The 13,889-nt window shown below is 43.2% G+C and carries 10 protein-coding genes; 7 read left to right on the plus strand and 3 right to left on the minus strand.

Annotated elements, in window-relative coordinates:
• From V7K27_RS12005 to V7K27_RS12015, 3 genes are all read right to left on the minus strand, one after another.
• Positions 1 to 536 (minus strand): hypothetical protein (locus tag V7K27_RS12005; protein WP_334947376.1); only part of this gene is annotated, 536 nt, incomplete at its 3' end.
• A 742-nt stretch (positions 537 to 1,278) separates the two neighbouring features.
• Positions 1,279 to 2,580, minus strand: coding sequence for a HEAT repeat domain-containing protein (locus tag V7K27_RS12010; protein ID WP_334947541.1), 1,302 nt, complete (start codon positions 2,578 to 2,580; stop codon positions 1,279 to 1,281).
• A gap of 159 nt (positions 2,581 to 2,739) precedes the next feature.
• Positions 2,740 to 3,150 carry a QcrA and Rieske domain-containing protein gene (locus V7K27_RS12015; protein WP_334947377.1) on the minus strand — a complete coding sequence of 137 codons (411 nt, stop codon included), beginning with the start codon at positions 3,148 to 3,150 and terminating at the stop codon, positions 2,740 to 2,742.
• A 62-nt stretch (positions 3,151 to 3,212) separates the two neighbouring features.
• Between V7K27_RS12015 and V7K27_RS12020 the strand changes: the two genes are divergently transcribed.
• The 7 genes from V7K27_RS12020 (at position 3,213) to V7K27_RS12050 (ending at position 13,677) form a co-directional block, all read left to right on the plus strand.
• Positions 3,213 to 3,500 carry a hypothetical protein gene (locus tag V7K27_RS12020; RefSeq protein WP_334947379.1) on the plus strand — a complete coding sequence of 96 codons (288 nt, stop codon included), beginning with the start codon at positions 3,213 to 3,215 and terminating at the stop codon, positions 3,498 to 3,500.
• Between the two features lie 358 nt (positions 3,501 to 3,858).
• Entirely contained in the window at positions 3,859 to 5,466 is a 1,608-nt protein-coding gene (locus tag V7K27_RS12025) for a ferredoxin--nitrite reductase (RefSeq protein ID WP_334947381.1), read from the plus strand.
• 382 nt (positions 5,467 to 5,848) lie between these two features.
• Entirely contained in the window at positions 5,849 to 7,345 is a 1,497-nt protein-coding gene (locus tag V7K27_RS12030) for a NarK family nitrate/nitrite MFS transporter (RefSeq protein ID WP_334947383.1), read from the plus strand.
• Between the two features lie 442 nt (positions 7,346 to 7,787).
• On the plus strand, positions 7,788 to 10,055 hold the full coding sequence (locus V7K27_RS12035; RefSeq protein ID WP_334947385.1) for a molybdopterin oxidoreductase family protein: 2,268 nt from the start codon (positions 7,788 to 7,790) through the stop codon (positions 10,053 to 10,055).
• 431 nt (positions 10,056 to 10,486) lie between these two features.
• Positions 10,487 to 10,945 carry a phosphate-starvation-inducible PsiE family protein gene (locus tag V7K27_RS12040; RefSeq protein WP_334947387.1) on the plus strand — a complete coding sequence of 153 codons (459 nt, stop codon included), beginning with the start codon at positions 10,487 to 10,489 and terminating at the stop codon, positions 10,943 to 10,945.
• A 108-nt stretch (positions 10,946 to 11,053) separates the two neighbouring features.
• Positions 11,054 to 11,506: a nitrate reductase associated protein gene (locus tag V7K27_RS12045; RefSeq protein ID WP_334947389.1), complete on the plus strand. Its 453-nt coding sequence runs from the start codon at positions 11,054 to 11,056 to the stop codon at positions 11,504 to 11,506.
• Between the two features lie 788 nt (positions 11,507 to 12,294).
• On the plus strand, positions 12,295 to 13,677 hold the full coding sequence (locus V7K27_RS12050; RefSeq protein WP_334947390.1) for a PrsW family glutamic-type intramembrane protease: 1,383 nt from the start codon (positions 12,295 to 12,297) through the stop codon (positions 13,675 to 13,677).
• Positions 13,678 to 13,889 lie beyond the last annotated feature (212 nt).

Here is a 13,889-nt window from a genome sequence, read left to right on the forward strand (position 1 = left end):
ACCTGTAGTTCCACTACCTGTGGAATCAGTGCCTGTAGTTCCACTACCTGTAGTTCCACTACCTGTGGAATCAGTGCCTGTAGTTCCACTACCTGTAGTTCCACTACCTGTGGAATCAGTGCCTGTAGTTCCACTACCTGAGCTAGTTCCAGTGCCTGTAGCGCCAGTACCTGAGCCAGTTCCACTGCCTGTAGTACCTGTAGCGCCAGTACCTGAGCCAGTTCCAGTGCCCGTAGCGCCAGTACCTGAGCCAGTTCCACTGCCTGTAGCGCCAGTACCTGAGCCAGTTCCACTGCCTGTAGCGCCAGTACCTGAGCCAGTTCCACTGCCTGTAGTGCCTGTAGCGCCAGTACCTGAGCCAGTTCCACTGCCTGTAGCGCCAGTACTTGAGCCACTTCCACTGCCTGTAGTGCCTGTAGCGCCAGTACCTGAGCCACTTCCACTGCCTGTAGTACCTGTAGCGCCAGTACCTGAGCCACTTCCACTGCCTGTAGCGCCAGTACCTGAGCCACTTCCACCACTGCCGGAGCCTCCACTTTGGGCAGAAACAGAAGGAGGTAAGGACACAGAAGCGAAACTGATGGCAAAGACAGTAGCTAAAACAGCTTTAGATAAATCAAAAGGCTTCATGTTTATGGTTCCTGTTATGTTCTAGATTTTTGTGGTTGATTGATTTTCAAAAGCGATATTGTCTACTCAATCAACTGGGAAATTAGGGAAATTTTGACAAGGCAGATTGAGGAATCTTTCACCTAGTTTATTTGGTAAAAACTGAAAGCATTTGAAGCTCCCACAACAACTTACTATTTGTTAGAGTAAACTAATTCATAATCAGTCAGTAATTAATTACCTATTGTTAATTATTTGGTTACTCTATATTCAAACAATAAATTTCAAGCAGCCAGATGGTGAAAGTCCATTAAGAATACTTTACAATCTTATTTCACCTGAGAACTTATAACTTCATACTCCAGGTGTGTCTTACTTGAGACTTAAGGAATATTTTTATTGTTAGTTAGTTTGTTATCGAAACAGAATAAAGGCGTCAGTCGTCAGAATATAGGAAAGGTATTTTGACCGAAAAAGCGGATGAATAGACTCTTTTTAGACCCCCACCAAATCGTAGATTTGGTGGTCTTAACTACGTGACGCAAGCGCGAACAATCACTGGTGGGTCGAAATCCCCGACTGATTGATTCTGACTTCTGAATTCTTCTTCAACTTACTGCTTATATTCTTGATATTTGGTATTTCTTGTCAATGCCTAAGTTTTAGAATTTACCATTCGGCTAAAGCGATCGCTATTCCTTGTTGTAAATCTGGTGTAAGTGTGGCATTAGTTGCAAACTGCTGCAATTGTTGATGTGCGGCTTCACTGTCCAGATTTTTTAGTGCCGCGATCGCGTGTAGTCTCACCGATGCATTAGAATCTGCTAGCAGTGAAATCAATGGTTCAATAGCCTGCATTTTACCTAACTGTCCTAAAGATAAAGCGATCGCACTTTTGACGTTAGCAATCTCTGTGGCTGGATGTTGCGATGGCAGTATTTGCAGTAAAATTTCTGCGGCTGGTGTAGTTAACTGCGGCTTTTGCACTCGCCCCAGAACTTTAACAATTTCTTGCCAAAGTGTCTCGGAAGTGCTTTGATGAAATGCTGTTTGCAAATATTCCAAACTGCGTGGCGTTCCCACCCAACTTAAAGCGCGAATGGTTTCTAATTGCAGCTTTATCGGTGTCTGGGGTGAAATCAGCAAATCAAATAAGTATTTGGCTGCATCATCACTTCCCATCCGCGAAAGAGAAACTGCGGCTGCACAACAAACTTCAAGGTTAAAGTCGTAAAGCTTGGGTTGCAGTCTTGTCACTAAATCTAATGCTTGGCGTAAGTCGGGGCGAAAACTTAAACCAAGGACTGCTGCACGCCTAACTGTAGCGGCTATATCATCCACAGCATTTAACAATACTGGGGGTACACGTTCGTCATGAAAACTGCTGAGGGCTTCAATTGCGGCGGCGCGGATTGCTGCTTGTGGATCTTGCACTACACTCAATAACGGTGTGATGGTTTCTGGTTGTCGAATACAATAGAGCGATCGCACCGCTAAAAGCCGTGTATCTTCATCTAATAGAAGTTCAGAGAGTGTAGCGATCGCAACAGTACCCATTTGTCCCAGTGCTGTAGCTGCGATCGCTTTGAGTTCTTCATCCTCATCAGTTTTCAATAATTCAACCAAAGACGCGATCGCTTCTGGGTGCTGAAATTCGCCCAAAGTCCTTGCTGCATACCAGCGTAATTCTTCTTCTGCATCTTCATCTTCCAAGATATCAGTCAGTGGTGGGATGGCAATATTTCCCAAGTTAGTCAACACCTTGGTAATTTCCCAGCGTTGTTGAAAATCCCCCATCTCTAACATTGAAAGTGCTAATGTTAGCAGATATTCTCGATTTTTAACTATCTCTGGATGTTCAGAATCTGTACCTAAGATTAATTGTTGCAAATATTGAATTAGCGATGACCAATCAGCTGCATCGTATGCTTCCTGGGCTTGCACCAAAAGCTGGTTGATGTTACTCACGATCCTATTTTTAAATTTTGAATTATGGGAAGTATTGGGCGAATAGAATTCGCTACTACACAGGCAAAGTCCACCTCCGTGGACTCAGAGAAAATCAACCATTTTTAAAGGTCGGTTGATCCATCAATTTAAACTTACGAATTACGAATTACGAATTACGAATTACGTTGGCTTGACTACAACTGAATTACCCTCAATTTTGGCGGCGTAAGTTTTGAGCGGGTTTGTTGCTGGGCCTTTTTGCACTTTACCATCAACCGCAAATTCCGAACCATGACAAGGACAAGCGAATTTTTTCGCCTCAGCTTTCCATGCTACAGTGCAACCTGCGTGAGTACAGGTAGGGTTAACAGCAGTTATTTTGGCTTTAGATGTGCCGATTATCAACACAGGCCCGACGGGTGAATTTTTCGCCAGCAATTGACCTGTTTTATCTAATTCTGCCGAGGTTCCCACTGTTTGCCAATCTCCAGATGCTGAAGTTGTCCCAGAAGAACAGGCGGCGATCGCTACAGGTAGAGAACTCGCAATCCAACCCAAACCTACCCAATTAATAAAATCACGACGTTTCATAGCTGCTGAAATAATATCTAAGTTTTAGCTAACATCTGCCACTCAATTTTGGATTTTAGATTTTGGATTTTGGATTAATCTATGGCAATCCAAAATCTTTTCTGTCATCTGAAATACCTTTATCAAGCGCTTTGCGCCGCTTATTGATGAGTTTGATGCAAAAAATGCATAATATTCATGCATTTTCAGCTATTTTACCAAAAAACCGTAACAATTTATACGATTTTAACAGAAATCTCAGCTTAAGTTATGAGTATAGAAATTGTTACATAAACATTATTCAAGCCTGCTTAACAAATTTCCCAGATGTAAATGGCGACAAGCTTTCCTTAACTAATCACGGATTTTAAGTTTCACTTTTGAATGCTCTGAAGTAAAAATAATCAGCCTTAAGTCAAAAGGCAGAAGGCAGTTCTTGCTGAAGGCAGAAGGGAACCCACGTTTAAAAACGTGGGATTGAAATAAGGACACCTTGTGTCTCGTGCTACGCATCTCGACACAAATCTTTTTATACTAGTGGGCTTTAAACCCACAACTAAAGTTTTTATTAATACTTCTTTCCTTCTGCCCTCTGCCCTCTGCCTTCTGCCTTTCTTTGTAAATATTAAGTTTTTATTCCTTAACCCTCGTAGATACAACACCTGATGGAACTACGGGTTGATTGATGTTGGGCAATTATCACTACAAATTCTCACGAGAGTCAGCCTCATGACAGAAACAGCAACTACCACCAGCCTGAATAAGTTTGAGAAATTCAAAGCAGAAAAAGATGGACTCGCCATCAGGGATGAGATAGAGAAATTTGCTGCCCTGGGCTGGGAAGGAATGAACGAAATAGACCGCGATCATCGACTCAAATGGGTGGGTGTATTTTTTCGCCCAGTTACCCCAGGTAAGTTTATGATGCGGTTGCGGATGCCTAACGGTATTCTCACCAGCAATCAGATGCGTGTTTTAGCCCAAGTGGTGCAGCGTTACGGAGATGAAGGCAGCGCTGACATTACTACGAGACAGAATATTCAATTACGGGGAATCAGAATTGAAGATTTACCAGATATCTTTAATAGATTTGACGCAGTTGGTTTAACCACTGTTCAGTCAGGGATGGATAACGTCCGCAATATTACAGGCGATCCCGTGGCGGGGTTGGATGCAGATGAGTTGTACGACACGCGAGAGTTGATACAGCAAATTCAAGATATGCTCACCAACAAAGGAGAAGGGAACGCAGAGTTTAGCAATTTACCACGGAAGTTTAACATTGCGATCGCAGGCGGAAGAGACAATTCGGTTCACGCTGAAATCAACGATTTGGCTTTTGTTCCAGCATTTAAGGAAGGGAGTGGGGAGTGGGGAGTGGGGAGTAGTGAAAAATCTCCTACTCTCCAAAAAGTTTTTGGCTTTAATATCCTCGTCGGTGGCTTTTTCTCAGCTAAACGTTGTGAGGCGGCGATTCCTCTGAATGCTTGGGTGGCTCCAGAAGATGTGGTAGCTGTATGTAGAGCGGTTTTAGAAGTTTATCGCGATCGCGGGCTGCGTGCTAATCGGCAAAAATCCCGCCTGATGTGGCTAATTGATGAATGGGGTTTAGAAAAGTTTCGAGCAGAAGTAGAAAACCGTTTGGGTAAATCATTATTATCCGCAGCAGCAAAAGACGAAATCGACTGGGAAAAACGCGATCACATCGGGGTATATAAACAAAAGCAACCCAGATTAAATTACGTAGGTTTGCACATTCCCGTCGGGCGACTGGATGCCGAAGATATGTTTGAAATTGCTCGTATAGCAGAAGTTTACGGCAGTGGCGAAATTCGTTTTACAGTTGAGCAAAACATTGTTATCCCCAATATTACTGACTCGCGTTTAGCAGCATTTTTATCAGAGCCTTTGCTAGAAAGGTTTTCCATTGATCCAGGTTTGCTGATGCGATCGCTAGTATCTTGCACAGGCGCACAATTTTGCAACTTTGCCCTCATCGAAACCAAAAACCGCGCTCTGGCAATGATTAAAGCCTTAGAAGAAGACTTAACCTTCACCAACCCGGTGCGAATTCACTGGACAGGTTGCCCCAATTCCTGTGGACAGCCCCAAGTTGCAGACATCGGCTTGATGGGAACTAAAACTCGCAAAAATGGCAAAACCTTGGAAGGCGTTGACATATATATGGGCGGCAAAGTCGGTAAAGATGCCCATTTAGGAACTTGCGTCATCAAAGGCATACCATGCGAAGACTTGCAGTTAGTATTGCAAGATTTACTCATCAAAAACTTTGGGGCAAAACTCAAGCAAGAAGCCCTAGTAGTTAGTAACTTGTAGTGTTTATCGGGGGCAGTTCGGAAAGATCCCCCCGCCTGTGGCGACCCCCTTAAAAAGGGGGTAAGGGAGATATAGAGTATTAGCCCCCCTTTTTAAGGGGGGTTGGGGGGATCTTCCGAGTTCCGAGCTAAAAGGTGCAGCTTCCGAGCTAAAAGGTGCAGCTTCCGAGTTCAAAGGTGCAACTTCCGACCTCAAAGGTGCAACTTCCAACCTCAAAGGCTCAACTTCCAACCTCAAAGGCTCAACTTCCGACCTCAAAGGCTCAACTTCCGACCTCAAAGGCTCAACTTCCAACCTCAAAGGCTCAACTTCCAACCTCAAAGGCTCAACTTCCAACCTCAAAGGCTCAACTTATCCGTTTTATTCAATTAGAAAGATTAGAATGCTTAAAAAATTATTTTCATTCAGCGATCGCTACCGCATCTTACATCAGACTTGGCTGGCTTTCTTTCTCACCTTTGTTTGTTGGTTTAACTTTGCTCCTTTCGCTACAACCATTGGCAAAGAGCTACATTTAGCGCCAGAGCAAATCAAAACTTTAGCTATCTGTAACCTTGCTCTTACAATTCCTGCACGGCTAATTATTGGGATGCTTCTGGATCGTTTTGGCCCCAGAATCACCTACTCAATGCTACTGATGTTTGCGGTTGTTCCTTGTTTGGCGACAGCGTTAGCGCAAGATTTTAATCAATTAGTCATCAGTCGTTTGCTGATGGGAATTGTCGGCTCTGGGTTTGTTGTCGGTATTCGTATGGTGGCTGAATGGTTCGAGCCGAAGGAAATGGGCATTGCCCAAGGTATTTATGGCGGCTGGGGTAACTTTGGGGCTTTTGGCGCAGAGTTTGCCTTACCGATGCTGGCAGTTTCTACTAGCTTTTTCGCTGGTGGTGCTTCTAACTGGCGGTTTGCGATCGCACTTACAGGGATCATTGCAGCCATCTACGGCGTAATTTATTACAACAGCGTCCAAGATACGCCCACTGGTAAAATTTACAAGAAACCTAACAAAAATGGTTCTCTAGAAGTGACCAGTATTAAAAGCTTCTGGGCGATGATTATCTCAAATTTTGGTTTAATTTTCGCCTTGGGTTTATTAGCTTGGCGCTTGGAACAAAAGAAAATTCACTTCCTAACTCTGAGCCAAATGTATCTGACTTGGTTGCTATTAGCAGGATTGTTTGCTTACCAAAGTTATAAAGCTTGGGAGGTAAACCGAGAACTTCTAATTGGTAAAAAAACCTACACTCCATCAAAACGCTTCCAGTTTGGTCAAGTAGCCTTACTCGAATTCACTTACATAACTAGCTTTGGCAGCGAACTGGCAGTTGTATCTATGCTCCCGGCATTTTTTGAAAAAACCTTTGCTTTAGAGCATGTAGTCGCTGGGATGATTGCCGCTACCTATCCCTTCTTAAATTTGGTTTCTCGTCCCAGTGGGGGCTTAATTTCTGATAAATTTAGCTCCCGTAAATGGACAATGACAATTATCACTGCTGGCATTGGTGTTAGTTATTTGATGGCACATTTTATTAATAGTAACTGGCCGATTCCGCTAGCGATCGCAGTTACAATGTTTGCCGCTTACTTTGCCCAAGCTGGCTGCGGTGCAACCTATAGTATCGTACCCCTAATTAAGAAAGAAGCCACTGGACAAATTGCCGGTAATGTCGGAGCTTACGGGAATTTTGGCGGCGTAGTTTACCTGACAATTTTTAGTTTAACCGACGCTCCAACACTATTTAGCACAATGGGTTTAGCTGCTTTAATCTGCGCTTTCATGTGTGCCTTCTTCCTCAAAGAGCCAAAAGGTTCCTTTGCCGCTACTTATGAAAGTGAATTACCAGAAACCGCAACTACTATCTTCTTAACCGAAGAATAATCAACAGAAGGATGAAATAGGAAATTCACTATAGCAGTCTGCTTTGATTTCTGTTCGCGCAGCGTGGCGTAGCCATAATTATTTGCGTAGACATACAGTAGGGAGTAGGGAGTAGGGAGTGGGGAAGAAGCCTTTTTGGGGTGTACTGATTTTTTTCAAAATTAAAATACGAGTCCTATATCAGATTTACAGCTATTTTCAGGTAAATAGACCACGCGGTAGGGGCACAGCACTGCTGTGCCCCTACGACAGACGTGGTTCAAATACATGAAAACAGCTGTAAATTAGGGAACTTAACACTTCATCCTTCCATAACAGTCCTAATCTCTTTTTCATCTCTCAGCGGTCTCTGCGTCTCTGCGGTTCGTTAAAAAAATAAAATTCTCAAACAGTCGCTACATCTGAGGTTGCACAATCAAAATAACCAAATAGTACAACAGCCATGAGTGAATTTACCAAAACCCTCTGTCCCTACTGTGGTGTTGGTTGTGGACTAGAAGTTTCACCTCCAGCCCAACTTGGCAAAGCAACTAATCGAGATGGCCAAGGAAATCCAACTTGGCGAGTTCGGGGCGACAAAGCCCATCCATCCAGTCAAGGAATGCTTTGCGTCAAAGGTGCAACGATCGCGGAATCTTTAGATAAAAATAGATTACATTACCCAATGGTGCGAGACTCCTTAGATCAAGAGTTTCGGCGGGTTAGTTGGGATGAAGTTTTTGATCTCATCACCAAGCGCATTCAAACCGTGCGTTTCACCCAAGGGGCAGAAGCTATATGTATGTATGGTTCCGGTCAGTTTCAAACCGAGGATTATTACATAGCCCAGAAACTCATGAAAGGCTGTCTGGGTACTAATAATTTTGACGCCAACTCACGTTTATGTATGTCTAGTGCTGTAGCTGGCTACATTCAAAGCTTTGGCTCAGATGGCCCTCCATGCTGTTACGAAGACTTAGAGTTAACTGACTGTGCATTTTTAATTGGCACCAATACGGCTGAATGTCACCCCATCGTTTTTAACCGACTGGAAAAATATCACAAAAAGAACCGCAAAGTCAAAATGATTGTGGTTGATCCCCGTCGCACGCCAACCGCAGAAGCAGCTGATTTGCATTTAGCCATTCGTCCCGGTACAGATATCGACTTATTGAACGGCATCGCCCACTTGTTGATGCGCTGGAACTACACTGATCCCATGTTCATGGATGAATGCACCATCAACTTTCCCGCTTATGCTGAAGTGATTCGCCACTATTCCCCAGAAATAGTCGCTCGTCAATGTGGAATTAGCATTGAAGATTTAGAAACAGCAGCACGCTATTGGGGTAAATCTGAGCGGGTACTATCTTTGTGGTCAATGGGTGTGAATCAATCGTCAGAAGGGACAGCTAAGGTAAGAACTATCATTAACCTGCACCTGATGACTGGACAGATTGGCAAACCTGGGGCTGGGCCTTTTTCTCTTACTGGTCAACCAAACGCGATGGGAGGACGGGAAGCCGGGGGTTTAGCGAATTTATTACCGGGGTATCGGGCGGTAAAAGATCCTCAACACCGTGCAGAAGTTGAGGAATTTTGGGGACTCAAGCCAGGACAGATTTCGCCCAATCCCGGTTTGACTGCTTGGGACATGATTACTGGCTTAGAAAATGGCGCTGTAGAGTTATTGTGGATTGCAGCTACCAACCCAGCTGTGAGTATGCCAGATTTAGAGCGAACTAAGAAAGCATTATTGCGATCGCCTTTCACCATTTACCAAGACGCATATTATCCCACAGAAACCTCTGCCTACGCTCACGTTTTGCTACCAGCAGCCCAGTGGGGTGAAAAGACTGGTGTGATGACAAACTCCGAACGAGTGGTAACTTTATGTCAAGCATTCCGCGAACCGCCAAGAGAAGCTAAAGCAGATTGGGAAATTTTTGCGGAAGTTGGACGTAGATTAGGTTTTGAGAGAGAATTTGCCTTTGCTAACTCTGCTGAAGTTTATGCTGAGTTTGTCAAACTAACTAAAACTCGTCCCTGCGATATGACAGGTATCAGTCACGCGCAATTACAAGCACAAGGACCGACTCAATGGCCTCACCCTGAAAAAAGTTATGAGTTAGAATCTTCAACTCCTAATTGTACAGACGCGATTAATCGCGTCTCTAATTGTACAGACGCGATTAATCGCGTCTCTAACAAAAGACTCTACACCAATCTCCGCTTCCACACTCCTGATGGACGCGCTCGATTTGGGGCATATTACTCAAAGGGATTAGCAGAACCACCAGACCCAGATTATCCTTTTGTGCTAACTAATGGGCGACTTTACGGACACTGGCATACGCAGACGCGCACCGGGCGAATTGAAAAAATTTGTAAAATGCATCCCGAACCGTTTATTGAAATTCATCCCCGTGATGCTGCTAAGTTAGGTATTGTAGATAATCAGTGTGTGGAAGTGCGATCGCGTCGCGGTAAAGCTAAGTTTCCTGCTAAAGTGACAAAAGCGATCGCGCCTGGTACAGTTTTTGTTCCCATGCATTGGGGTTCACTGTGGGCAGACAATGCCGAAGCTAATGCCCTCACCCATCCAGAATCTTGCCCCGATTCCCTACAACCAGAATTAAAAGCCTGTGCAGTGCAACTGATACCAATTTCTGTAGAAGTTACAGTCAAAAATTATCAACTCCAATCCTCACAATGGTCATCTCCAAAGTAAACCTCTAAAGTGGTAATTTCGTCAATAATCAATAGTCAATAGTTATGATAATTTTTTATGACTCTCTACTTTTGACTGTTACCAATTACCATATCTAAAGAGATAAAATCTCTACTAACAAAAGGTTTTACTGAGCCGGGATTTTAGCTATGGATAAAGAATAAAAAATAAATAGAAAACTTATAAAACATCAGCAAGGTATCTTTTTTAACCGGGGCTATTTCATTCTCATCTAGTCCGCCTCACAATGAATTCTGAGTCTAATAGCGAAAGTCGTGTAAAGACGACTAAGAAAAGGTTATAATCCCCGTTACAAAACTTAATTACGAATTACGAACTTGTACTGAGCGCAGCCGAAGTATTACGAATTATTTCGATCCTCTAGATTTATCTATGGGATTTTCTTTTATTTTAGAATCGGGTGCAGCATTATGAAAAAGCTACTGAGGCGAATTTTAGTAACTACCAGAGATGAGAACTTCATGCACGTCATCGAAAACATAGAAGTGCTAGTTTCTAAAGTTCTATCTATTTTCATGGTAATTGTGATTTTAGTAGGTATCGCAGATTTAGGAATCTTTATTTTTAAAGAATTATTTACAGCCCCTTACGGTACATTCAACAGAACTTTGTATAAGGTTTTCGGTTTATTTTTAAATATTTTAATTGCTTTAGAGATTTTAGAAAATATTACAGCCTATTTACGAAAACACGTTTTTCAGGTTGAATTAGTTATTGTTACTTCTTTAATTGCTGTTGCCAGAAAAATTATTATTCTTGACTTAGAAAAAGTTGCAGGTCTTGATATAATTGGTCTAGGTATAGCTATTCTTGCCTTATCAATTAGTTATTTGATCATTCGTCTCAGTAATTCCAAAGATGCAAGTTAAAATAATTCGTAATTCGTAATGGGGATAAAGACTCATTGCCACAAAACTTGCCGCTTTCCCCACTCCCTACTCCCCATCCTCACCCATCAACTTTGAGTTTGTCGAACAATGACAGATTTCTTTGAATTTGAAGCAGATTTTGTTGATTCTTTGCGTTGCATCCCCATGCAGGTGCGTTGCAAATTAGATACCTGTGGCATCAAGCTAAAATTGTCTGATTGGAATCAAATGACTACAGCCGAGCGTCAAGCTTTAGTCGAATTACCTTGCACTACAGAAACGGAAATTCAGTTTTATCACGACCATATCCAGCAGTTAATTCTACAACGCACGGGTAGACCAGCGACAAAATTGCCCATCGAGCCTCATCCCGCATGGCTAGACTCTGCCACTGTACCAGCCAGCATTCAGGAAAAAGCTCAAGAAATAGATGTAACCCTAACACAGCAACATTGGGCAGCTTTAACGCCCTTACAGCGTTTTGCCTTGATTAAACTCAGCCAACCAGGACATGAAAACAAAAACTTTAACAGAGCGATCGCAGAATTTCATCTGCTTTAATTAGTCAATAGCCATTAACAAATCTGTAGGTGTATTACACTTTGTTAACTTACTAGTATCAAATAATACATTTAAGCACATTTAATGCTGTAATGTATCAGAAATGCTCACCCCCATTGGCTAGCAGAATTCCTCACAGTACTTGGAACTAAGATTCAACACCCAGAACTGGCTACAGTTGTTTGAGGCAAGATACCGGAAATCTGGTTCGATCTTCGGTGCAGTTTCTTTCCCTACGGCAAAGGAGATTAGTCAATTATCAGTAGCAAAAACAACTGATAACAGAAAACTGAAGATTATATAGTTTTTTGAGCAAACTAAATGCAGTAAAAACTACTATTTTTTGAGCAATTGCCGTGGGTTTAATTTGCAACTACGATGTCAAGAGTATACCACCGATACAAGCTGATTTATCTGCGTCACAAGCCAGGTTTAGGATAAACTCTCAGTAGATGGAATAGTGATTCACATCAACGAAAATCGGCGGTAATCCCATCCCTTCAAGGGGTGGGAGGGATAGCCGCCCGCCGATTTAGTCATTAGTTATTAGTCATTAGTCATTGGTACTAATGACTAATGACTAATAACTAATTACTTCGATTTGCCCCCGGCTTCAAGCCGGGGGATGAGTTAAGTGAAACAATTTGAAATTTTGCATCTGGAAATTTTAAATTTCTTAGCAGTAAGTGAAGCTATAGTGGATTTAGCAATGCTGCTGTTAATGTGGCTAAGGTTAGTCCTGCTGCCAAATTATGTGAAGAATTAGTTTAGAAACGCACTTCTTATCGATGACAGGCAAAAACGCAAGACATAATGCATTTCTGCGGCTAGTGTCTGGTAATGGGGCAGCTTTTGGATCGGAATCTCGCTACTCCCTGCCCCCCAGTAAAGAAATGGTAATTGGACGCGACCCCAGCTGCCAAGTTGTCTTGGATGCCATGATGTACCGAATGGTATCTCGTCGTCATGCGGTGGTTCGTCCCCTTTCTCTATCGCCAGATAGCAAATTCAGCTGGGTGCTGTGTGATTTGAATAGTGCTAATGGCACTTATTTGAATGGACAACGCTTATATGAATGTCAGGAATTGCACCCAGGCGATCGCATTTCTCTAGGTGCTGATGGCCCACAATACGTTTTTGAGTACGAGTTTACCTCACTCACCCCGGCCACGACAGTTAACCAAATTATACCATTACCTTCGGCAACAAACTACCACAACCACACGCAATTAAAGCAGCCAGATTCTGTTAGCTTCACACAGCTTTTTCCGATTATTTCCACTGGTAAAGATTTAACTCGTAAAGCTTACCTCATACCGGGAATACTCACCGTAATCTTTGTAGTGTTAATGTTTGCTACAGTCGGTCAGCCCCAGGCTAATCAAGTTATTGTAGCAACTTACATCGCCTTCGCGGCCTACTATTTTGTTTACCAACTTTGCGGTAAACAGAAGCCTTGGTGGGTGCTAATGGCTGCGGCATTGGGTACGATGCTGATTTTGCTCAGTCCGGTTTTGGATCTATTTATCTTCGTGTTTCGCACCGTTCTGCCTGGAAACTTGCCCTCACCCCAAGAATCTATCACCTTCACAGAGTTGCTGGTGCGGATGTTCTTTGGCGCTGGCTTGATGGAGGAATTACTCAAGGCATTGCCTGTATTAGGGGCTTTTGCTATTGGTAGAATGCTGTCTTCACCTTGGCGGGAACGTATTGGGGTCTGGGAACCTTTAGATGGTATTCTCCTGGGAACAGCTTCGGCTGTGGGCTTCACTCTCTTGGAAACTCTTGGGCAATATGTGCCAGATATTACTCAAAATGTCTCGCAACAGGTGGGTGCAGGCGCTGCTGGTCAACTGGCGGGTTTACAACTGCTAATTCCGCGAATTTTAGGCTCTGTAGCCGGACACATGGCTTATAGTGGCTACCTGGGTTATTTTATCGGGTTGGCTGTCCTCAAACCCAGTAGAAGTTGGCAAATTCTCTCTATTGGTTATCTTAGTGCCTCTGCTCTCCACGCTCTCTGGAATGCTACAGGATCAATCAATGCCTTGCTGCTGGTAGTTGTTGGGGTGTTATCTTACGCCTTTTTGATGGCGGCAATTCTCAAGGCACGGGCGCTGTCACCGACGCGATCGCAAAATTTTGCTACCCGATTTATTAGCCCAAAGTAAGGGATGAGGGGGATGAGGGGGATGAGGGGGATGAGGGGGATGAGGGAGATGAGGAGAATAACCAATGCCCAATGCCTAATGTCTAATGATTGTTGAATATTTATCTCTTGGGATAGATGACCTAGTTTGAAAATCAGCGTACTGTAAATTTATTATGGGGTTAGTATACCTACAAAAATAAAGAGCATTAAACTTGTTGCGAAAGTCTTGAT

It is taken from the genome of Nostoc sp., from assembly GCF_036919575.1.
GTDB lineage: Bacteria > Cyanobacteriota > Cyanobacteriia > Cyanobacteriales > Nostocaceae > Nostoc.